This window comes from uncultured Flavobacterium sp. (assembly GCF_951805225.1).
Classification (GTDB): Bacteria; Bacteroidota; Bacteroidia; order Flavobacteriales; family Flavobacteriaceae; genus Flavobacterium.
The window spans coordinates 4,651,649-4,674,157 of record NZ_OX638201.1 but is presented as its reverse complement, the minus strand read 5'-3'; the positions used below and the strand labels follow the sequence as shown (position 1 = coordinate 4,674,157).

The window sequence follows — 22,509 nt, the reverse complement described above, 5'->3', positions numbered from 1 at the left end:
TAAGAAGATGTAATAGGTAATATTTTATTGAACGAAATTAGGAATTAAAAATGTTAATTCAACTGAAATCTGTTCATGTTGTTATTTGATAACACTTATTTTAAATGAAGATTTACAATTTTAATTACTTCAAATTATCTGCAATCTTTCTATCATTCGATAATCTTGGCGTTTTATTTTGCCCGCCTAGTTTTCCCTGAGATTTCATATATTCCTGAAATCCGTTTTTAGAAACTTTGGTTACAACCACTTTTCGCAAAACACTTCCGGTGATCAAATCATCATAATATATGTTTTGCTTTCTCATCGAAGCGTCTATTGCTTCTGCAAAAGTGTCCATATTTTCCGGTTCAGTTTCAAATTCAACCAACCATTCATGATACGGTAATCCGCTTGACGGATTAATTTGTGGCGCAACTGTAAACTCGTTAATTACAATCTTAGTTCCTTCTGTTGCTTCTTTCATCGCTTTTTCGACTTCGTTTGCAATAACGTGCTCTCCAAAAGCAGAAATGTAATGTTTGATTCGACCCGAAACAATAACTTTATGCGGAAATAAAGAAGTAAATTGAACAGTATCTCCAATATTATAACGCCAAAGTCCTGCATTTGTCGAAATAATCAAAGCATAATTTACACCAACTTCAACTTCGCCAACGGTATAACTTTTTGGGTTTTCAGTAAAAAATTCATCGGCTTTTATGAATTCGTAGAAAATTCCTGAATTCAACAATAGCAACATTCCTTTTGTTTTTTGAGAATCCTGATAAGCAAAAAATCCTTCAGAAGCCGGAAACAATTCAATGCTGTCGACTTTACGCCCAATCATATTTTCGAACTTTGCACGATAAGGTTCATAATTTACGCCACCGTAAATAAACAAGTTGAAATTCTTGAATAAATCGCCAATTTTCTTTCCTCCGCTTTTTTCCTGCAAACGCTCAAAATACATTTGAACCCACGACGGAATCCCGGAAATAATAGTCATATCCTGCTCGATTGTTTCCTCGACAATAGCGTCTATTTTAGTTTCCCAATCATCAATACAATTGGTTTCCCAAGACGGCATGCGGTTTTTTTGAAGGTATTTTGGAACAAAATGCGCTCCAATTCCTGATAATCTTCCAAATTTGATTCCGTATTTTTCAACTAAAATTGGACTTCCTTGCAAAAAAATCATTTTTCCGTCAACAAAATCAGCGTTTCCAGTTTCATATATATAATGTAGAATCGCGTTTCGTGATGCTTCAATATGATACGGCATTGATTCTTTGGTCAATGGAATATACTTTGCGCCTGAAGTTGTTCCTGAAGTTTTAGCAAAATATAATGGTTTTCCTTTCCAAAGAATATTTTTTTCGCCCATTCGAACCTTATCAATATAAGGTTTCAAATCTTCATAATCACGAATTGGAACACGCTTCTTGAAATCATGAACGGTTTTTATTTTATCAAAATGATGATCAACACCAAACTCGGTTTCTCTTGCGCTATTAATTAAACTTTTAAATATTTCTTGCTGAGTTTCTACCGGTTTTTTGGACCAAGCCAAAGTATCGTAGTATATTTTGCTGGCAAATAATTTTGCTGCTACTGATTTAATAGACATTTCTTATGGTATTATTTCTTGTCACTTTTGTTCTTACTTTGCTTTTTGTCAACAGACTCCTTCTCCACTTTTGAAACTTCTTCTCTTAATTTAATTTCTTCTTCTGAGGCTTTCATATTTACTTCTGAAGGTTCATCAACTTCTGCTAAAATAGAATCTTTATTAAATTTAGCATATTCTAATTCGCCTCTTAATACTTTTTGAATTCCATTTATATAAGCTTCATTTTTCTTTAAAGCCGTTTCCAATGAATCAGATTTTATAGCCAATTCTGTTGCGTTTCTTTTTAATTCAGAAGAAGAATATCCCGGAATAAATTCTCTTAAAGGCGTAAAAGCAATGATAAAAGTAGTTATTAAGATCAAAAATATTCCGCCTAATGTAAACGTTACGAAAACATTCATTAAATTTAATTTGAATGAAAAAATCTCTTCAAAAGTATCTTCATTCAAAATGACCAATCGGTTTTTGATAAATAATTTTTTTCTAAAATCGAATTTCTTCTTAGTCATTACGGTTCTTTATGTAAGCAAATATAATAATTAATAGTCTTGTTGATGCTAGCATAAATTTGGTGAATATACTTAATTTAAGATTTTATAAAATATTTAACGTTGCTAAATACAAATATTTTAATCCAAAAACACTTTTTGTTCGTATATTTCTATATACCTTTGCGGTACAATCTAAGAAAACAATTTGCTTCGGCATTAAATATACAATCATGGGAAGATTAGGTCTTACAGAAATCCTTGTAATAGTAGGTATTGTGATTTTACTTTTTGGAGGTAAAAAAATTCCAGAATTAATGAAAGGTTTAGGAAGCGGAATCAAAGAATTCAAAAACGCTGCTAAAGACGATCAACCTGCTGCTGCCAAAAAAGAAGAGGAAGAAACAAAATAAGTATTCACATATCTTATTAAAAACCCCAAATTACAAATGTAGTTTGGGGTTTTATTTTTATATAAAAAATCTTACTTTTAGAGTCCCTAAATTTAATAACAATAATTATGAAAAACCTACTTCTGATTACTGTTGCTTTTTTGTGTCTCAAAAGTTATTCACAAAAGCAACCTTTTCCTGCCAATGTTGTATTTACAAATGGCTTAATGGCAACAAATAAAAATAGCCAGGACGCTCGAAACAACTATAATACCTGGCAAGCTAATTTTGTTGAAGCCTGTTCTAATGGTCGATACCGAATAAAATTTGATGATCCTTCTCAAACTGTCTCCGAAGGAATTGGCTACGGAATGCTACTTACCGCTTATGCAACTGATAAAACATTGTTTGACGGTCTTTGGCTATACTACAAAGACAATGTAAATTCTAACGGTGTAATGAACTGGAAAATCAATGGTTGCTCAGGAATTAATGGTGCAAATGGCGCAACAGATGCTGAACTTGATGCCGCATTTGCTCTTATCGTAGCCGATTATCAATGGGGAAGTACCGGAGCAATTAATTATAAAAATGATGCTAAAACTCTAATTGCTGCCATTAAAGCACATGAAGTTGAAGCAAATACTTTTGTACTAAAACCCGGAGATCAATTTGGCGGAAGCCAAATTACCAATCCTTCTTATTTTTCTCCAGCCTATTACAGAGTTTTTGGAACTTTTACAAACGATGCTACTTTTTGGAATCAGGTTGCAGCAAAATCTTATACGATTATCAATAGCAATTTAACTGTAAACAATGCTGTTGGCGGATTAGTATCAGACTGGTGCCAGGCATCTGGCCCATATTCTTCGCAAGCTGGCGGTTATAACAGAGAAGGAAAAACATATACATATGATGCAGCCAGAACTCCTTGGCGAATCGCTGTTGATTATGTATGGTACGGAAATACCGATGCAAAAGCATACGCAAAAAAATCATCTGATTTTGTTCGTTTAAATCTGGGAGGATCTTCGAACATTAAAGACGGATACAATCAAAACGGAACTTTAATCGGACAATGGCATAATGCAACTTTTGTTGGTGCTTTTGCCTGTGCAGCAATGGCAGGTGAAAATCAAACGCATTTGAATGCTTCTTATACAGATTTAAATCAGTTAAACGAGCCTAACAGTTATTTTAATCATACCTTAAAAACACTGTATTCTTTTTTATTAACTGGTAATTTTTATTTACCGCAAAGCCCAAATTTATCAACTGGCGATTTTGATGTTGAAAAGTCCACTGTTACGCTGTATCCAAACCCAAGTAATGATAAATTTACTGTTTCTGCTCCCGAAAATTCTCTAGTTTCTGTGATTTCTGCTCAAGGAAAAATAATTTTAGAGCAAAAAACAACTGCTGAAAATACAGAAATTAATTTAGCTAATTATTCTTCAGGTTTGTATTTGATCAAAATTACAAATGGAAATAAAAGCATTACCAAAAAGGTTATTTTAAAATAATCCTGAAAACAAAAAATCCCAAATTTCAATTGAAATTTGGGATTTTTTTTAAATTATTCCGTTGAAGTTTTAAATTTAAAATATTGGAATTTAATTTTTTACAATACCATCGTCAACTGAATTCTCTTTCTGTCTTCATCAACTTCAGTAACTTTTACATCAACATGTTGGTGAAGTTTTACCACTTCGTTTACGTCGCTTACAAAACCAGCTTTCAATTGAGAAATGTGAACCAATCCGCTTTCTTTGATTCCGATATCAACAAAACAACCAAAATTGGTGATGTTATTAACAATTCCAGGCAGAATCATTCCGGTTCTCAAATCTTTGATTGATTTTACGTTTGCATCAAATTCAAAAACCTTAGCCGACTTTCTTGGGTCTAATCCAGGTTTTTCAAGCTCTTTTATGATGTCTTTTAATGTAAGTAAACCAATTTCAGGTGTAATATAGTTTTCGGCCTTAATTAAGGCTGTTTTTTCTTTGTTTGCAATTAAGTCGTTTACCGAAAGTTTTAAATCTTTTGCCATCTTTTCAACAACCGGATAAGCTTCCGGATGTACTGCCGAATTATCCAACGGATTTTTAGCATTCGAAATTCTAATAAAAGCCGCGCCTTGCTGATACGCTTTCTCGCCTAAGCGAGGCACTTTTTTTAGCTGTTTTCTGTCTTCAAACGGACCATTTTCAGAACGATATTGCACGATATTTTCAGCCAATTTCTCCCCTATTCCACTCACATAACTTAGTAAATGTTTACTTGCCGTATTAATATTGATTCCAACCGAGTTCACACAACGAATTACTGTGTTATCAAGTTCTTCTTTAAGTTTAGTTTGATCAACATCATGTTGATATTGTCCAACTCCAATTGCTTTTGGATCAATTTTCACCAATTCAGCCAAAGGATCAGAAAGTCGACGTCCGATAGAAACTGATCCACGAACCGTTACATCATAATTAGGAAATTCTTCACGCGCAATTTTTGAAGCCGAATATACCGAAGCTCCAGCCTCAGAAACGATGAAAACTTGCAGCGGTTTGTCAAACGCGATTTTTTTTATGAAAAATTCCGTTTCTCTCGAAGCGGTTCCGTTCCCGATAGAAATTGCATCAATTTGATACGCATTTACCATCGAACGGATTTTCTTGATCGCCATTGCTTCCTCATTTTGAGGCGCGTGCGGATAAATCGTTTCATTATAAAGTAAATCGCCTTTTTCGTCCAGACAAACTACTTTACAACCACTTCTAAATCCTGGATCTATAGCCAAAATACGTTTTTCGCCCAAAGGCGGCGCTAATAATAACTGACCTAAATTGTTCGCAAAAACCTGAATAGAATTGGCATCGGCTTTTGCTTTTGCTTCTTGCAAAGTTTCGTTTCCAATCGCCGGATTCAACAATCGTTTATAACTATCTTCAATCGCTAATTGCAAATGTGCCGTTGTACTATTTTGCTTTTTAATGATTATTTCGTCAATAACATCATAAGCTTCATCGATATCAACATCAACTTTCATCTTAACAAAACCTTCGTTTTCTGCACGAAGCATTGCCAATAAACGGTGTGAAGGCGCTTTTGTCAAAGGTTCTTCCCAATCAAAATATTGACTGAATTTTTGCGCTCCTTCTTCTTCAGCTTTCTTTTTTACAACTTTAGTTCCAATCGTTGCTTTTCGCTGATATAAACGTCTTAATTGTTTACGAACATAAATGTTTTCGTTAATCCATTCTGCAACAATATCACGTGCGCCTTGCATCGCAGCTTCTTCGTTAATAACATTTTCATTAAGATATTGTGTCGAAATAAAATCAACATCAACATCATTTTCAGACATAATGATTTTCGCCAAAGGTTCTAAACCAAATTCGCGCGCAACATCTGCTTTTGTTTTTTTCTTCTTTTTATAAGGAAGATAAAAATCTTCTATTTCTTGTAAATCAAAACTTTGCTCAATTTTTTGTTTCAATTCAGGCGTAAGCGATTTTTGTTCTTCGATCGATTTTAGAACAGCTTCTTTACGTTTTACAATCGCTTCATATTCTTTATGAAGTTTTGCAATTTGCTCAATCTGAACTTCATCAAGATTTCCGGTTGTATCTTTTCGGTAACGCGAAATAAACGGAATCGTACAATCTTCCTCTAATAATTTAACCGTGTTTTGAATGTTAATCGCTGCTGTTTGAACAGTCTTGGCAATGAATTGAATATTAGTCATACTTTTAATGAAATAATTTCTTGATTACAAAATGAGATAATCTGTCTTTTAAAACCATGAACAGATTTATAAATCACTCGGCTAAAATAATATCTTTGTTTTTAATTTTTAGCCTATGAAAGTTTTATTACTGTATTTTTTATTTGTAAATATCTTCGTTTTTATTCTTGCCGGATATGATAAAAATCAAGCCAGAAAAAATAAACGTAGAATTCCTGAAAATACACTGTTTTTCTTTGAAGCAATTGGCGGAACAATAGGTTTATTAACAGCTATGCTTTTCTTTAGACATAAAACGAGTAAATCTTCTTTTATTATAAATTTCTCGGCAATTGTTTTTATTCAAATTTTAATTGCTGTTCTGCTGTTTATTAACAACGTAAATATTTTTACAATTGCTTTATTTTTAATTAATTAGCGATACAAAACTATAGATATTAACAATGTTAATAAGTATAAAAAAGTATTATAATGATCTGAAATTTAGCTGTTTAAATAAAAAAACCGGATGAATTTCAAAAATCCGCCCGGTTTGCTATTCTTATTGGTGCGAAGCACCCAATTTTTTTTTGACTTTTTACTGACAAGCGATTTTATTCACTCTGTTTTGGTGTCTTCCACCTTCAAAAGCAGTTGTTAAAAACGTTTCAACAATTTCAACTGCTTGAGGAATAGATGTAAAACGCGCCGGAATACTCACAATATTTGCATCGTTATGTAAACGTGTTAAATAAGCAATTTCTTTAGTCCAGCATAAACCAGCTCTAACTTTCGGGTGTTTATTAACAGTCATTGCAATTCCGTTTCCGCTTCCGCAGATAACGATTCCAAAATCAGCTTTACCTTCAGATACATCATTTGCAACCGGATGACCATAATCTGGATAATCAACAGAATCTTCAGAATCTGTACCATAATTAGTTACTTCATATCCTTTTGCTTTAAGCATCGTTACAATTGCTTTTTTATAATCTGGTCCTGCGTGGTCATTTCCTATCGAAATTTTCATCTTTTCTATACTATTAAGTTGTGTAGTACAAATTTACTCATTTAATAAATGTTTGCCATGAATTTCACTAATTTTCACTAATTTCTTTTTCATAGTTAGTTTTAAATCTTGCTCAAAACGTAACAATTAAAATTCGCGTACATTCGTGAAATTCGTGGCAGAAAAACATAAATTTACAACTATCTTACTATCAAAACCTTAACACTTATCAACATTATTAACAACTCTATAAGTATCTCATAATCAATAAATAATATTCATTTATTTTGTTAAAATTTTATAATGTTAATAGCAAAAGCTAATTCGTTGATATTCAATTAACTTTAAGTTAACATTATTTGTTAATAAGTTGAGATAGAAAATTAGAAGTTTTTTTTGGTTGTGTCGAAAAAAAAACTAATCCAAAACCGGAATGAAATAACCTAATAAAGTTTCATGAATTTTTGGAAAAGTTATCAATATCAAAAATGCTATTTTCAACAAATATCAACATGTGAACTTATCTACAAAATGAATCCTTTTTTGGTTGTTAACCATTGTTAATTAAAATACAAAAAGTCTTATAAATTAGACTTTTAACGAAATATAAGTATGTTGATAACTCAAGATAACTAAGAGAAACTTCATTTCAATGCTTTTAAAAATAAATTTATAGCACATATTAACAAGCTATAATAACAAACAAAAATTAATTTAATTTAAATTTTTCTTTTTGTTGTATTTAATATATGTTGACAACTTTGAAAATTTAAAAAGAAAAAAAAATCTTGAAATTGAAAAATTAGATGAGTTTAAACAATTTTAAGTGGGTTATTAAGATTGTCTAAGATTTGCTGAACTTCTTCGAAATCGTTTGGATGAACTTTGAGTTTGATTCCTCCAAGTGCAGCCGAATACATTGGAGCCACAGAAAGAGTGATTTCGTTTTCGAAAAAATACGGAATTTCTTCTTGTTCTAATAAGTGTTTGAGAACTACGGTTTCGTGCTGATAATTGAATACTGCAATGGTTTTGAAGCTTTCCATAATGCGTCTTTTTGTAAAGATACGAAATGAGTATAACTAAAGGTTTTCGTTATAAGTAATTTTAAATATGCGAATTACAAATGACCTTTGGAAATCAATAAGTATCTCCTTTTGAAAGTTATATTTTTAATAATTTATTTGTTAAAATCTATAATCTGATATCTTATTTGTAATTTTAACTTTTTAAGAAAAGATATATGAGTAAGAAAATTAGAAAGCCGATAAAAAATGAGAAAGATTTCTCAAGCAAAATAATAAAAATTTTATCGCAAAGCCCAAATAAAGCATTCAATTACAAACAAATAGGAGCAAAGTTAGAACTTGATGATACAAAAAGCAGAAATCAGATTATAAAAGATTTAAAAATTCTGGCTACTTCAAAAAAAATTATAGAAACTGAACCGGGTAAATATTTAGTAAAAGCAGAAAGTCAGGATTATTACGAAGGAACAATTGATATGACGAGCAGAAAAACGGCATATTTTATTTGTCCTGATTTTAGTGAAGATGTTTTTATTCCAACCAATAATTTGAATCGTGCCTTAGACAAAGACAAAGTAAAAGTTTATGTTTATAACCGAAGAAAAGGAAAAAGACCTGAAGGTGAAGTAATTGAAGTTATAGAAAGAAACAAAACAGAATTTGTTGGAGTTATAGATATTCAGGCAAATTTTGCATTTGTATCTACCGCAAATCCTAAAATGTATACCGATATTTTTATTCCTAAAGATAAAATTGGAGAAGCAGAAAATGGTGATGTTGTTTTAGTTACCATTGAAGATTGGCCAAAAAGAGCTGATAGTCCGTTTGGATCTGTTATCAGAGTTTTAGGAAAACCTGGAGAACATAATACTGAAATCCATGCAATTTTAGCCGAATATGGTTTACCGTCAGATTTTCCGGTAGAAGTAGAGGTTTATGCACAAAAAATAGATACTTCGATTCAGGAATCTGAGATTGCAAAACGTCGTGATATGCGTGATACACTTACGTTTACGATAGATCCAAAAGATGCAAAAGATTTTGATGATGCCTTATCTTTCAAAAAGTTAGAGAATGGAAATTACGAAATTGGTATTCATATTGCCGATGTTTCCTATTATCTTGAAGAAGGAACAATCCTTGATGATGAAGCTTATCAACGAGCAACTTCGGTTTATTTGGTCGATAGAGTAGTGCCAATGCTTCCGGAAGTTTTATCTAATTTTGCTTGTTCGCTTCGTCCGAATGAAGAGAAATATACATTCTCAGCCATTTTTGAAGTTTCAGAAAATGCACAAGTTATTAACCAATGGTTTGGTAGAACTGTAATTTATTCAGATCAGCGTTTTGCTTATGAAGAAGCGCAATATATCATTGAAACAAAAGATAGTACGATTCCTGTTGATATTTCAATTACCGGAGAATCTTATACAGTTTCTGAGGAAATTACAAATGCTACTTTAAAATTAGATGAATTGGCTAAGATTTTAAGAAAGAAAAGAATGGCAAATGGTGCTATTTCTTTCGATAAAGTCGAAGTAAAATTCAACTTAGATGCTGAAGGTGAACCAGAAGGGGTTTACTTTAAAGTTTCTAAAGATGCAAATCATCTTATTGAAGAATTCATGCTTTTGGCCAATAGAAAAGTGGCTGAATACATTGGAAAACAAAAGAAAACATTCGTTTACAGAATTCATGATGAACCAAATGAAGACAAGTTAATTGCGATGCAAACCGTAATTGCTAAATTTGGTTACAAAATAGATTTTAGAAACAAAGGAGATATTTCGAAATCATTGAATGCTTTGATGGAAGAAGTAAATGGTAAAAAAGAACAAAATTTAATTGATACTCTTGCTATTAGAAGTATGAGTAAAGCCAAATATTCGACAGAAAACATTGGTCATTACGGATTAGCTTTTGATTATTACAGCCATTTTACTTCGCCAATTCGTCGTTATCCAGACGTTATGGTACATCGTTTGCTGCAATATTATTTAGATAATGGCGCTTCTGTAGATGAAGAAGTTTACGAAACAAAGTGTTTACATTGTTCGAATATGGAAAGTTTAGCAACAAATGCTGAACGTGATAGTATTAAATACATGCAGGTTAAATACATGCAGGATCACCAGGACGAAGAATTCCTTGGAGTTATTTCCGGAGTTACTGAATGGGGAATTTATGTTGAAATTGTTTCTAACAAATGCGAAGGAATGGTAAGAATCAGAGAAATAAAAGATGATTATTATACTTTCGATGAAAAGCAATATGCTTTAGTTGGAGCAACTTCAAATAGTGTCTTGCAATTAGGAGATGAAATTTATGTAAAAGTAAAAAATGCTGATTTAGTGAAGAAACAACTGGATTTTCATTTTTTAAGAAGAGCAGAATAGAAGTTTAATTTTAAAAATAAAAGTATGAAAAAGTTAATTATAGGAGCGGCAATTTTATTTATTCAAATGTCTTTTGGTCAGGTTACCAAGGATGTAGGTGATTTTGATACCGTAAAAGTATTTGATAAGTTGAGTGTAAAATTGGTTCAGTCTTCAGAAAATAAAGTAGTTATTAAAGGAACACGTGAATCAGAAGTTGAAGTTGTTAACAAGAAAGGTGTATTAAAACTAAGAATGCCTTTTCCAAAATTATTATCCGGAAATGATTTAGATATAACGCTTTATTATAAACATTTAGAACTTATCGATGTTAATGAAGGTGCTAATGTAACAAGTACAGAAGCTATAAAAGCTACGTCTTTTAAAGTAAGTGCTCAGGAAGGTGCAACTATTGATGTTAATTTAGATGTTGATAAGTTGAAAGTGAGTTCAGTTTCAGGAGGTTCTATAACTTTGTCTGGTAAAGCAGCAAACCAGGATGCAAGTTTAGGAGCTGGCGGATATTTACTAGCTAGTAAATTGAGTACGTCTCAAACTACTGTAAGCGTTTCTGCGGGAGGAAAAGCAGATGTGAATGCTTCTACCCTTGTAGATGCAAAAGTAAGCGCAGGAGGCTCTATTTATATTTATGGTAAACCGAAACAAATTAATCAGAAAACAGTCTTTGGAGGTAAAATCGAAGAAGTAAAATAACAAATTGTATTTGAATGATAAATGATATTTTGGCTGGACTGCCATGGGGACTTTTTTTAAGTTTTATGGTAGGTCCAGTATTTTTTATATTACTTGAAACCAGTATTACAAAAGGATTCAGAGCCGCATTGGTATTTGATCTTGGAGTAGTATTAGGTGATATTTTTTTTATAGCAATCGCTTATTTAGGAAGTTATAGATTAATTCAGAGTTTAAAAGACAAACCGGCACTTTTTATTTTTGGTGGAATTATCATGTTAGCTTATGGTTTAATTTCTTTCATAAGATTAAGAAATGAAGAAAAAATCGACGATGAAGAAATTGATCGTGATATTATCAAAAGAAACTACGGAAGTTTGTTTGTAAAAGGTTTTTTACTGAACGTTATCAATATTGGAGTTCTTGGTTTTTGGCTGGCAGTTATCATTTCTGTAGGACCAAAATTAGAAATGCAAAACTCAAGAATGTTTACTTTTTTTACTTCTGTAATTATTACTTATTTGTTAGTTGATTGTTTTAAAATTCTATTAGCCAAACAATTAAAATCTAAAATGACACCATCAAACATTCTTAAAATCAAAAAAGGAATCAGTATTGTTTTAATGGTTTTTGGATTTGTTTTAATGATTCAAGGTTGGTTTCCAAAAGAAAAAGAAATGGTTAAAAATGCTTTTGAGAAGATAGAGAAGTAGAACATTTACTATGGTTAGAAAAATACTTTTATTCTTCTTTTTTTCTTTTTCACTACATATTGTGGCACAAAAAGATTCTTTAGTTGTTGATAAATCTAATCTGGCTGTAGTTTCTGCTGATCAATTAAATGTGGTTTATAGAGGAGTTTCAAATCCAATTTCTATTGCAATTCCAAATTGTAAATCATTTATTGCAACTGGTGTAGGATTAAATAAAATATCAGAAGGAAAATATTCACTAAGTCCTGGATCAGGTCTCTTTTCAGTAATTAAACTTGATATTGAATTGAATGATGGTTCTAAAATTACAGAGGAACATAAATTTAGAATAAAAGAAATTAAAAGTTTTTTTTTCGCCACAATTAATGATAAAAATTGTTGTGAAAAATGTATTTTAGAAATGACTAAAGAGGAGCTTTTAGATTCTAGAATTGGTTTTGGTTTGCCTGATTATTTCCTTTTCGACTTGAATATTTCAAAATATAAAATAAACAGTTTTATTATAAAGTTTTCTAATAATAAAAAGGTTGTGGTCACTGGAAATAGTTTTAATAGTGATGTTAATAATGCCGTTAAAAAGCTAAAAAAAGGCTCTATTTTCGTAATTAATGATATTGGTTATTCTTTCCCTGGTTCTGAAAATTATCTTTTACCAAGACTTGTTCCAATTAAAGTTATTATTGTAGAAAAAGAAGTACAGGAAAACTATTATGAAAATAAAGAGTTTATTAGAGATAGTATTCGAAGAATAAAAAGTGAAAAGAAGCTTTTAAAAAGATAAATTAAACCTCTGAATTTCAGAGGTTTTTTTATGCTTATAAATCTGTCAAAGTTTTAAACTTTGACAAAAATAAACTCAATAGAATAAAACTTTGGTAAAATTTAGACATAAAAAAACCTTCAAATTGCTTTGAAGGTTTTGAGGCATCGTCCGGATTCGAACCGGAGTAGGAGCTTTTGCAGAGCCCAGCCTAGCCGCTCGGCCACGACGCCATTACTTGAACGGATGGCAAAAGTAACTAAAATCTTTAAATTTCAAAACTTTAAAATGAAGTATTTTTAAAATTTTGCTTTTTATTTTAAAGAATTACTTTCTAATTTCGGTCATTTTTATAGTAACTGTTTCAACATCACCACCTATAGGAGGATTTATTTTAGAAACCCAAACTGTTGTTTTTTCTACAGTTTTTATTTCTGCAAGTACGCGATTATTGATTCTTTTGGCAACATGTTCTAATAAATGGGAACGAATTGCCATTTCTTCGGTAACAATTTTGTTTAAATGTACATAATCAACGGTGTCTAATAAATGATCACTTTCTGCTGATTTCTCTAAACTAGCTTTAATTTTTAGATCTACTGTGTAGTCAGATCCAATTTTTCCTTCTTCAATCATACATCCGTGGTATGAAAAAGTACGAATGTTTTTTAATTTTATGATTCCCATTTTTATAATTTTATTCTTGTAATATTTGGATCTTGGTGATTGGATGTAATAGCATGTATGGAAACTATTTTTTCTAATTCATCAATTGTAAAGTGGATTGTGTAAGGAAATTTTTTTAAAGGTAAAGTATGAACAACGTTGTATTTTTCCTCAAAAAAAGGAAATTTATAAAGCGTTTTCAAATGGTCTTTGTAATCTAAAATAAATTTTTCTCCCAAACCTTTTCTAATATTTTCATAATATAAAAAACTTTCTTCAATTTCTAAATCGGCTCTTTTTAGTATTAAAACTTTAAAAACCATATTTATTTTTTAAATTTTTCAAAGCCACATCAGCATCAATATAATCTTCTGGCTTAGCATTTTTTATACGTTCTAAAACCATTTCTTGTTGCCATAATGGAACCTCATTCGCTGTGTTTTCATCTATAGAAACATCTGGAATGTGTTTAAAAAAATTAATGAAAGTTTCGTAAAAATCGTCTGGAATTGTAACAGTTAATTGTCTCATAACCTTGAATATTTATGCAAAAATAGTGATTAATTTAATTTAAAGTCTCTTACCCCTAATCCTCTATCTATCATCTATTTTTTTATCTTTGCTAAAATTACTATAAAATAATGGCATCAGAAGAGAAATCACTCAATTTTATTGAACAAATCATAGAAGAAGATCTTAAATCAGGTCTATCACAAAATAAGCTTCACTTTCGTTTTCCACCAGAACCTAATGGTTATCTACACATTGGTCATGCAAGTTCTATTGCATTAAATTTTGGTTTAGGAATTGATTATCAATCTCCTGTGAATTTACGTTTTGATGATACAAACCCTGAAAAAGAAGAACAGGAATTTGTTGATGCAATTAAAAAAGATGTTGAATGGCTAGGTTATACCTGGGCAGAAGAACGTTATGCTTCTGATTATTTTCAACAATTGTATGATTGGGCGGTTTTATTGATTAAAAAAGATAAAGCTTATGTTGATAGTCAATCTTCTGAAGACATGGCGATTCAAAAAGGAACTCCATCTACAACAGGAACTGATTCTCCATATAGAAATCGTTCTGTTGAAGAGAATTTAGATTTATTCGAAAGAATGAAAAACGGTGAATTTGAGGCTGGAACCCACATTCTTCGCGCAAAAATAGACATGAAATCTACGAATATGTTGATGCGTGATCCTATCATGTACAGAATTTTACACAGACATCACCATAGAACTGGAGATGATTGGAAAATTTATCCAATGTATGATTGGGCACATGGACAAAGTGATTATTTAGAAGAGATTTCACACTCATTTTGTACACTTGAATTTTTGCCTCACCGTGAATTATACGATTGGTTTTTAGATCAGATTTTAGATGAAAATAAACTACGTCCAAAGCAAAGAGAATTTGCCAGACGTAACTTATCACATACCGTTGTTAGTAAAAGAAAATTACAGCAACTAGTTAAAGAAAAGCATGTTAACGGTTGGGATGATCCTAGAATGTCTACTATTTCTGGATTAAGAAGACGTGGTTATACAGCTGCTTCTTTGCGTAATTTTGCTAATACAATTGGTATTGCAAAACGTGATAATTTGATTAATGTATCGGTTTTAGAATTTTGTATTCGTGAAGATTTGAACAAAATTGCACCTCGTGTAATGGCAGTTTTGGATCCTGTAAAATTGGTAATTACAAATTATCCTGAAGGAAAAGAAGAGTGGCTTGAAGCCGAAAATAATCAGGAAGATGAAAATGCAGGATTCAGAAAAGTACCTTTTTCTCGTGAATTATATATCGAAAGAGAAGACTTTCTTGAAGAAGCTCCAGCGAAGTTTTTCCGTTTGACTTTAGGAAAAGAAGTACGTCTTAAAAATGCGTATATCATTAAAGGAGAAAGTGTTATAAAAGATACTGAAGGAAATATTACAGAGATTCATGTAACTTATGATACAGATTCTTTAAGTGGAAGTGGGACCGAAGCAAGTCAAAGAAAAGTTTCTGGAACATTACATTGGGTTTCTATTTCGCATGCAATTGAAGCAGAAGTTCGTATGTACGATCGTTTGTTTACAGATGAAGCTCCGGACAGTTATAAAGAGAAAAATTTCTTAGATTTTGTGAATCCAAATTCATTAGAAATCATCACTGGATATGTTGAACCTAGTTTATCAACATCACAAAATGAAGATAAATTTCAGTTTCAACGTTTAGGTTATTTTACTGTTGATAAAGATTCAACTGCTTCAAAATTAGTGTTTAACAAAACTGTTGGACTTAAAGATGCTTGGGAAGAAAAAGGTAAAAAAGAAGAAAACAGTATCAATAATTCTTTAAAAGATATCAATAAATATTTTAAAGTTGAGACTAAACCGGAACGTATTGCAATTGAAAGTGCAATAGGGGAGAGCATCAAAAATGTTTCAAGTTTTTCTTTATTACAAAATTCATTAAAGAAGAATATTAACAATAATAAAGGTTCATTGTTATTTGCTCAATTTATTTTGAAATATTCAATTTTGAAATCTAAGGATTTTGAAGAAGATGATATTAAAAAATTATATACAATGTCTTTAAGAAGTGAATCTACTTATGTTAGATCAAAAGCACTTTTGAATTTGAGAGATTTGGAAAATGAAAGTTTCAGAAATCAATTTGAAGAAGAAATTTTGAAATTAAATGCAAATCCACCAAAAAATGCTTCGGAAAGAGAAATTGAAATTCTTGCCGAGTTAGTAAAAAAATAATATCATTAGAATCTATTGAAAAGCGCTTTTTATAAGCGCTTTTTTTATTATTTATATTTTCTATTAAAAATGTAAATTTTATAGAATTTTTAGATCAAAAGTGACCTTCATAAATTAATTTTAAGCTAAAAATTTACTTCTTCCATCTCTTAACTCATCTTTCTAAAAATCGTTAAAAATTAAGCTTTATTTTAATTTTAGACCTTATTTTGCTTCACTTTCAGGTTTATTAACAACGAATTGTTTATAAAGTTAAGAATAGAAGCTATTTTTATAAATTCAAGTATATTTAGATTGAAAACTGAAATTTTTGGAAAGAATAGCAAATTTTACTTTATATAAATTTAAATTATTGATTATTATAATTTAAAAGATTTTGTAAATTATATATAAAAACTATTATTAATTTAAAAATAATAGATTTTTTAGATTAAAAACAACATTCATAAATTGATTTTAAGCTATTTTTTCATTTCTTTCATCTCTTAACTCATCTTTTGAATAATCGTTGATTTTAGCTCTTTATTTTAGTTTTTACCGTTATTTTTCTCAGTTTAACGGGTTATTAACATACAATTGTTTATAAAGTTAGTATTTTTATCAGACTGTCAAATGAGAAAAGTTTTTTCGACAATTTGAAATAAAAGTTGAGAATCAAAATTGAGTTAGACTAAAGTTTTAAAAATGATAAGTTTTTGATTTTAGTTTTTAATTCTAAATCTGAATTCTCGCCAATTATTTTATGTTCTAATTTTTATTGTGATTTGGTTTTGATAATATTTCAGCGTAAAAGTATTTTTTCAAGATGATTTCATAATAGTAAAATATCATAGAATTATTTATTTTCTAATAGTTTCAAATTTTGATTTTCATCGTTTGACTATAAACAATTTAAAAATTTAAAATTTATTTACTTATGAAAAGTATCATTTTTACGCTATCAATTTTATTTGCAAATATTGCAATTTCTCAAACACATCAAATTACAAAACATAACGGTGAACAACTTGATGTTAATTTTATAAAACTGGAAAATGATTTGGTTTATTATTCTTTTAACGGAAATGCCGAAGAACATAAAATTAGCAAATTTGCTGTTTCTCAATTAACAAACAAACAAACAAATAAAACTCAAAAAATATCAGATAAAGTAATAGTAGATTCAAAATCAGATTATAAATTTGTTACAGTTTTGCCTCAGGAAAAGACAATAGGTTTAAAACAAGTTGCTAACTTTTCCGGAGTTTCGACAAATACAAAAGGGGAACCGCCAATTGCAAATCAAAAAAGTACTGCTTTGAGAATTAAAACACAATCGGCTTCGAATGGATATCCGTTTGTAAGCATTGTTGAAAAAGCAGATGGAAAATTTGAAGCTGTAGCTTACGTGTATTAAATTTATTGTTAAATTTTAGTAAATAGTATTTAGCTGGTATTTTATAATTTAAAAAATGAGTACCTTTATTAATCATTTAAATTTTAATATTATGTCAAAGAACTTAAATACAGTAGCAGCAATTTTGGGTGCTGCCGCCGCTGGTGCAGCGATCGGAATTTTATTTGCTCCTGACAAAGGATCTAAAACTCGTGCTAAACTTAAAGAAGGTTTAGATGATGCAACACACAATTTGAAGGATTCAATTTCTGCAAGTTCTGAAGTTTTGCGTGAAAAATTTACACATGCAAAAGAAAATTTAGATGGAACTTATGGAGAATTACTTTCTAATATGAGTTATAAAACAGAAGAGGTTATCAGTTTTTTGGAATCTAAACTGGCTGATTTAAAAGCGCAAAACGCTAAACTTCAAAAATAATAATCCAGGAAGCACAAAGCTCAATGTGATTTTGATAATTGTTTTGGTTATTTTAATTTTAGAATAATCAAATTGCAATTATTTTATCATGAGTTTTGTGCTTCTTTTTTTTAAATTAAAATAACAATTATGGCTTTTGAAGAATTAAAAGAAAATACTGAAAACATTCAGGATCAAGCTAAAGTTTACCTGGAAAGTCACTTAGCTTATTATAAGCTTTGGGGTTTTAAGGTTGCGATGAAATCAACAACTTTAATTTTTAAGTTTGTTTTGATTTTGTTAGGTTTAAGTATGGTTTTACTATTTGGATCTGTAGCTGCAGGATTTGCTTTTAGTAGTTTATTTGGTAGTTATACTTTAGGATTTCTGACAGTAGGAGGGATCTATCTTGTTGTTACAATTCTAGTTTTCTTCATAAAAGACAAGTTTGTTGAAGGTCCAATTTTGGAAAAATTTTCAGAAATCTTTTTTAATGACTAATTATGGAAACTAAAAAATACTCATCATACGCAGAAATCGAAAGAGATTTAGAAATTCTGAAATTAGAAAAAGAGATTAATTATCAGAAATTGGTTTTAAGTTATCAAAAAACGAAGGAATCAATTACACCTCAAAATATTCTTAGTGGTGTTTTTTCTTCTTATAAAGAATATTTCACCAGATCATATCCACAAATTTTGCAATCGATTTTACCGTTTATTATCAATTGGTTTATTAATAAAAAAAGAGGCAAATGAGCCTCTTTTTTGTTTTCTATAATTATTTTACTTCCGGTTGAATGTCATCTTCGTAACCAGATTGTGGTTCAATAGGTTTTGGTTTCACAATTTTTTTATTGTTTTTCTTCATCATTTCACCAACTTGATTTGAAGCTGTAAAAGATGCAACCATATTATTCAACATATCACTACCGGCTTGTGGAGAATTTGGTAACAAAATTAAATTAGAATTTGCATCGGCACCAATTGCTTGAAGTGTATCATAATGTTGAGTAACTACAATTAGGGCAGAAGCTTCTTGAGAATTTATACCAACATTATTCAAAACTTCAACACTTTCTACTAAACCTCTGGCAATTTCACGGCGTTGATCTGCAATACCTTGACCTTGCAAACGTTTACTTTCGGCTTCAGCTTTTGCTTTTGCAACGATTCTGATTCTTGAACTTTCAGCTTCAAATTCAGCAGCGGTTTTTTCTCTGTCAGCAGCATTAATTCTGTTCATTGCATTTTTTACCTGAATGTCCGGATCAATATCGGTAACCAAAGTATTGATAATATCATATCCGTAAGTAGTCATTGCTTCATTCAATTCTCTTTTTACAGCAATTGCAATATCATCTTTTCTTTCAAAAACGTCATCTAATTTTAGTTTAGGAACTTCGGCACGAACAACATCAAATACATAAGCAGTAATTTGATCGTGTGGATATTCTAATTTATAAAAAGCATCATATACTTTTTCCTGAATCACTTTAAACTGAACCGAAACTTTCATTTTGATAAAAACGTTGTCTTTAGTTTTGGTTTCGATGATAACATCAAGCTGTTGAATTTTAAGATTTACACGTCCGGCCAATCTGTCAACTATTGGAATTTTTAGTTGTAATCCTGAATTTCTCACGCTGTGAAATTTTCCAAATCGTTCTATAACTACAGAAGATTGTTGCTTGACAGTAAAGAACGAAGACATTAAAATAAATAATCCGAAGACTATAATGATAATAAATGCTGTACCCATGATGATATTGATTTAGTTTTTTATTAATTTTTTAAAATTACGAATAATATAATTAGTTTGATATCTATATATTTTCTTTAGAAGATTTTTTCTGTTAAAATTTATTCTATTTTTGGTTTAAAATTTAACCAAAACAAAATTTATGAAAAAAATTCTATTTTACTTTTTACTGTTAACGTCTTTCGCTTCGAAAGCTCAGATTAATGTTAGTTTTTATGCAGATCCTGAAGAATTAAAACAATTGAAAACTCGTCCGTTACTTGTTGAAGTTATTGAGGAAGATGAAGATGTTTTAAAGAAATTAGACAAACCAAAGAAGGCTGACGAATTAGCTGATTACAAAAAATTTATAGTTGATTTCAATAGAGACTTTAAAATTTATGCTCAAAAATATTGGACTTTCACCGATAAAATGGAGTTTAAAACAAGTACAGAAATCAAAGCTTTGCAAAAAGCAAAAGATAAATCATATGCAGTTTTAAGATTAGTTCAACTAAATGATAAAGGTTATTGGGGAGTAAAAACAAATCAAAATGTTCCTGCAATTGCATTTACAAGAATTGAAAGTAATATTATTAAAACAGATTCAAAGATTTATTTACCATCTAGAAATTTAAATAATGATAAGTCTTTATCTGAAGCTGATTATAAATATGCTTTAACAATTTTGCAAGCTAATGTAGATTGGATTATTGCTAATAATAAAGTTTTAAATTTTGATAAGTATGCTGAAAAAATGGCTAAAGAAAATGTTTCTAAATTAAAAGGGAAAACATTATTAGTTGAAGATAATATGTTAGCAAAAGGTAGAACAAAAGAAGCTGCAATAAAAAATTACGGTGGAGATTTAAAGTTCGTTCCTGAAGCGGAGTTAAATGATGCGCTTGTTAACAAAGCAAAAAATACTGCTGTAGTTTATACAGCTCCTTACGGAATTGTGAAGTCGAATGCACCATTTGTATCGATGTCTACAATTGTATATTTTAAAATTATTGTTGATTGTGAGACTAACGAAATCCTGTGGTTGTATATGCCTGGAGCTATGAATTGGGGAGCAAATATGTCAAACCAATTAACGGAAGGCGAGTTTAAAGTCATGGCCGATTTAAAAATCATATAAAAAAAAGCTCCCAATTTGGGAGCTTTTTTGTTTTTATAAAGTAGCAATTGCTTTCTGAATTCTTGAAATAGTTTCTTCTTTTCCAATGATTTCAACAATGTCAAATAGGTGAGGACCTTTCAAAGCTCCAACCAAACTTAGACGGAAAGGTTGCATAACTTTCCCCATTCCGATTTCGTTTTTAGTCAACCAATCTTTTACGATAGTTTCAATATTTACTGAACTAAAATCTTCGATATTTTCAAGAACCGAAATCAATTCCTGCATCAAAGTTGGAGTTTCTTCCTTCCAGTTTTTACTTGCTTTTTCATCATAAGATGTTGGAGCCTGGAAAAAGAAATCAGTCAAATCCCAAAATTCAGAAACAAAATGAGCTCTTTCTTTAATCAAAGAAACGATTCTTGTAACATCGAATTTAGAAATTTCAACGCCTTTTTCAACCAAAATAGGAGAGAAGCTTTTCGCTAAATCTTCATTATTTTGTTTGATTAAATATTGGTGATTGAACCATTTGTTTTTCTCCGGATCAAATTTAGCTCCAGATTTATGAACTCTGTTCAAGTCAAAAGATTCTACAAGTTCTTCTAACGTAAATAATTCTTTGTCAGTTCCATCATTCCAACCTAACAAAGCAAGGAAGTTTATAACTGCTTCCGGGAAAAATCCTTTCTCTCTGTAACCTGATGAAATCCCTTCTTCAGTTTTCCATTCTAACGGAAACACAGGAAATCCTAATTTATCACCATCTCTTTTAGATAATTTTCCGTTACCAATTGGTTTTAAAATCAAAGGTAAATGTGCAAATTCCGGAGCATCCCAACCAAAAGCTCTGTATAATAAAACGTGAAGTGGCATAGATGGCAACCATTCTTCACCGCGAATTACGTGTGAAGTTTCCATCAAATGATCATCAACAATATTTGCTAAATGGTACGTTGGCATTCCGTCACTTTTAAACAATACTTTATCATCAAGTAAACTAGTTTCGAATTTTACATCACCACGAATTATATCTTTCAAATATAAAGTTTCATCAACCGGAGTTTTAAAACGAATAACATAATGTTCTCCATTAGCAATTCTTTTAGCAACTTCTTCAGTAGAAACTACTAGAGAAGTATCTAACTTTTCACGAATTGTGTGATTGTAAATAAAAGTTTTTCCTTCTGATTCTTGTTCTTTTCTTAAAGCATCAAGCGCTTCAGGAGTATCAAAAGCATAATATGCCCAACCAGAATTGATCAGTTGATCAGCATAAGTTTGGTATAATTCTTTACGATCACTTTGTCTGTATGGACCAAATTTTTCGTTTTTTCCAACAGTTTCTTCAGGAGAAATTCCTAACCATTCAAGCGCTTCCATAATATAAGCTTCGGCACCAGGAACAAAACGAGTCTGATCTGTGTCTTCAATTCTTAGATAAAAAACGCCATTATTTTTTTTGGCAAATAAATAATTAAATAGGGCAGTACGAACTCCGCCAATATGTAAAGGTCCTGTTGGACTTGGTGCAAAACGCACACGAACTTGCTTTGACATTTGTTTAAATTTTGATGCAAAGATACAACATTCGTCAAAAGTCAAAAGTCGAAAGTCTGAAAGCTTTTATGTTAAGA

Annotated in this window: 23 protein-coding genes and 1 tRNA gene; 13 read left to right on the top strand and 11 right to left on the bottom strand. The window is 30.5% G+C overall.

Annotated features, from left to right (window positions below; all coding sequences use genetic code 11):
• Nucleotides 1-124 precede the first annotated feature (124 nt).
• Together WN975_RS19405 and WN975_RS19400 are read right to left on the bottom strand one after the other, a co-directional pair.
• Nucleotides 125-1,609, bottom strand: a complete 1,485-nt coding sequence (locus WN975_RS19405) for a GH3 auxin-responsive promoter family protein (protein ID WP_337967929.1) — start codon at nt 1,607-1,609, stop codon at nt 125-127.
• 11 nt (nt 1,610-1,620) lie between these two features.
• Nucleotides 1,621-2,121: a peptidase gene (locus WN975_RS19400; protein WP_337967928.1), complete on the bottom strand. Its 501-nt coding sequence runs from the start codon at nt 2,119-2,121 to the stop codon at nt 1,621-1,623.
• 212 nt (nt 2,122-2,333) lie between these two features.
• Here WN975_RS19400 and WN975_RS19395 point away from each other — a divergent pair, with 212 nt between their 5' ends.
• Both WN975_RS19395 and WN975_RS19390 read left to right on the top strand, forming a co-directional pair.
• The gene (locus WN975_RS19395; RefSeq protein WP_140504057.1) at nt 2,334-2,513 is read left to right on the top strand and encodes a twin-arginine translocase TatA/TatE family subunit; all 180 of its coding nucleotides are present in this window, start codon (nt 2,334-2,336) and stop codon (nt 2,511-2,513) included.
• A 107-nt stretch (nt 2,514-2,620) separates the two neighbouring features.
• Nucleotides 2,621-4,015: a glycosyl hydrolase family 8 gene (locus WN975_RS19390; RefSeq protein ID WP_337967927.1), complete on the top strand. Its 1,395-nt coding sequence runs from the start codon at nt 2,621-2,623 to the stop codon at nt 4,013-4,015.
• Between the two features lie 98 nt (nt 4,016-4,113).
• Here WN975_RS19390 and WN975_RS19385 read toward each other — a convergent pair whose 3' ends face one another.
• Entirely contained in the window at nt 4,114-6,237 is a 2,124-nt protein-coding gene (locus WN975_RS19385) for a Tex family protein (protein ID WP_337967926.1), read from the bottom strand.
• Between the two features lie 115 nt (nt 6,238-6,352).
• On the opposite strand from WN975_RS19385, the gene WN975_RS19380 reads away from it, so the two are divergent.
• On the top strand, nt 6,353-6,655 hold the full coding sequence (locus tag WN975_RS19380) for a DUF1294 domain-containing protein (RefSeq protein WP_337967925.1): 303 nt from the start codon (nt 6,353-6,355) through the stop codon (nt 6,653-6,655).
• 159 nt (nt 6,656-6,814) lie between these two features.
• Here the strand turns inward: WN975_RS19380 and rpiB are convergent, their stop codons facing one another.
• Both rpiB and WN975_RS19370 read right to left on the bottom strand, forming a co-directional pair.
• Nucleotides 6,815-7,246, bottom strand: a complete 432-nt coding sequence (gene rpiB, locus WN975_RS19375) for a ribose 5-phosphate isomerase B (RefSeq protein ID WP_099710124.1) — start codon at nt 7,244-7,246, stop codon at nt 6,815-6,817.
• A gap of 791 nt (nt 7,247-8,037) precedes the next feature.
• Entirely contained in the window at nt 8,038-8,271 is a 234-nt protein-coding gene (locus tag WN975_RS19370; protein WP_099710123.1) for a DUF2007 domain-containing protein, read from the bottom strand.
• 197 nt (nt 8,272-8,468) lie between these two features.
• Between WN975_RS19370 and rnr the strand changes: the two genes are divergently transcribed.
• From rnr to WN975_RS19350, 4 genes are read left to right on the top strand one after another with little or no spacing between them, the layout of a single operon-like run.
• On the top strand, nt 8,469-10,649 hold the full coding sequence (gene rnr / locus WN975_RS19365; protein ID WP_337967924.1) for a ribonuclease R: 2,181 nt from the start codon (nt 8,469-8,471) through the stop codon (nt 10,647-10,649).
• 24 nt (nt 10,650-10,673) lie between these two features.
• The gene (locus WN975_RS19360) at nt 10,674-11,342 is read left to right on the top strand and encodes a head GIN domain-containing protein (protein ID WP_337967923.1); all 669 of its coding nucleotides are present in this window, start codon (nt 10,674-10,676) and stop codon (nt 11,340-11,342) included.
• Between the two features lie 14 nt (nt 11,343-11,356).
• Nucleotides 11,357-12,034, top strand: a complete 678-nt coding sequence (locus WN975_RS19355) for a LysE family transporter (RefSeq protein ID WP_337967922.1) — start codon at nt 11,357-11,359, stop codon at nt 12,032-12,034.
• A gap of 10 nt (nt 12,035-12,044) precedes the next feature.
• The gene (locus WN975_RS19350; protein ID WP_337967921.1) at nt 12,045-12,815 is read left to right on the top strand and encodes a GldM family protein; all 771 of its coding nucleotides are present in this window, start codon (nt 12,045-12,047) and stop codon (nt 12,813-12,815) included.
• 141 nt (nt 12,816-12,956) lie between these two features.
• On the opposite strand, the gene WN975_RS19345 is transcribed toward WN975_RS19350, so the two are convergent.
• From WN975_RS19345 to WN975_RS19330, 4 genes are all read right to left on the bottom strand, one after another.
• Nucleotides 12,957-13,027: transfer RNA gene (locus WN975_RS19345), tRNA-Cys, on the bottom strand.
• Between the two features lie 94 nt (nt 13,028-13,121).
• On the bottom strand, nt 13,122-13,481 hold the full coding sequence (gene folB, locus WN975_RS19340; protein WP_099710118.1) for a dihydroneopterin aldolase: 360 nt from the start codon (nt 13,479-13,481) through the stop codon (nt 13,122-13,124).
• Nucleotides 13,482-13,483: 2 nt separating this feature from the next.
• Nucleotides 13,484-13,783: a hypothetical protein gene (locus WN975_RS19335; RefSeq protein ID WP_337967920.1), complete on the bottom strand. Its 300-nt coding sequence runs from the start codon at nt 13,781-13,783 to the stop codon at nt 13,484-13,486.
• Nucleotides 13,773-13,991: a hypothetical protein gene (locus WN975_RS19330; RefSeq protein WP_337967919.1), complete on the bottom strand. Its 219-nt coding sequence runs from the start codon at nt 13,989-13,991 to the stop codon at nt 13,773-13,775. The genes WN975_RS19335 and WN975_RS19330 overlap by 11 nt, the downstream gene beginning before the upstream one ends.
• A gap of 110 nt (nt 13,992-14,101) precedes the next feature.
• Here WN975_RS19330 and WN975_RS19325 point away from each other — a divergent pair, with 110 nt between their 5' ends.
• From WN975_RS19325 to WN975_RS19305, 5 genes are all read left to right on the top strand, one after another.
• Nucleotides 14,102-16,219 carry a glutamine--tRNA ligase/YqeY domain fusion protein gene (locus WN975_RS19325; RefSeq protein ID WP_337967918.1) on the top strand — a complete coding sequence of 706 codons (2,118 nt, stop codon included), beginning with the start codon at nt 14,102-14,104 and terminating at the stop codon, nt 16,217-16,219.
• 916 nt (nt 16,220-17,135) lie between these two features.
• Nucleotides 17,136-17,615, top strand: coding sequence for a hypothetical protein (locus tag WN975_RS19320; RefSeq protein WP_337967917.1), 480 nt, complete (start codon nt 17,136-17,138; stop codon nt 17,613-17,615).
• A 91-nt stretch (nt 17,616-17,706) separates the two neighbouring features.
• Complete coding sequence (locus tag WN975_RS19315; protein ID WP_337967916.1) at nt 17,707-18,033, top strand: YtxH domain-containing protein; 327 nt, start codon at nt 17,707-17,709, stop codon at nt 18,031-18,033.
• Nucleotides 18,034-18,162: 129 nt separating this feature from the next.
• Entirely contained in the window at nt 18,163-18,513 is a 351-nt protein-coding gene (locus WN975_RS19310) for a competence protein (RefSeq protein ID WP_337967915.1), read from the top strand.
• A 2-nt stretch (nt 18,514-18,515) separates the two neighbouring features.
• Nucleotides 18,516-18,770 carry a DUF6327 family protein gene (locus WN975_RS19305; protein ID WP_337967914.1) on the top strand — a complete coding sequence of 85 codons (255 nt, stop codon included), beginning with the start codon at nt 18,516-18,518 and terminating at the stop codon, nt 18,768-18,770.
• A 22-nt stretch (nt 18,771-18,792) separates the two neighbouring features.
• On the opposite strand, the gene WN975_RS19300 is transcribed toward WN975_RS19305, so the two are convergent.
• Complete coding sequence (locus WN975_RS19300) at nt 18,793-19,773, bottom strand: SPFH domain-containing protein (RefSeq protein ID WP_337967913.1); 981 nt, start codon at nt 19,771-19,773, stop codon at nt 18,793-18,795.
• Nucleotides 19,774-19,915: 142 nt separating this feature from the next.
• Between WN975_RS19300 and WN975_RS19295 the strand changes: the two genes are divergently transcribed.
• The gene (locus WN975_RS19295) at nt 19,916-20,893 is read left to right on the top strand and encodes a hypothetical protein (RefSeq protein WP_337967912.1); all 978 of its coding nucleotides are present in this window, start codon (nt 19,916-19,918) and stop codon (nt 20,891-20,893) included.
• A 33-nt stretch (nt 20,894-20,926) separates the two neighbouring features.
• Here WN975_RS19295 and gltX read toward each other — a convergent pair whose 3' ends face one another.
• The gene (gene gltX / locus WN975_RS19290) at nt 20,927-22,432 is read right to left on the bottom strand and encodes a glutamate--tRNA ligase (RefSeq protein WP_337967911.1); all 1,506 of its coding nucleotides are present in this window, start codon (nt 22,430-22,432) and stop codon (nt 20,927-20,929) included.
• Nucleotides 22,433-22,509 lie beyond the last annotated feature (77 nt).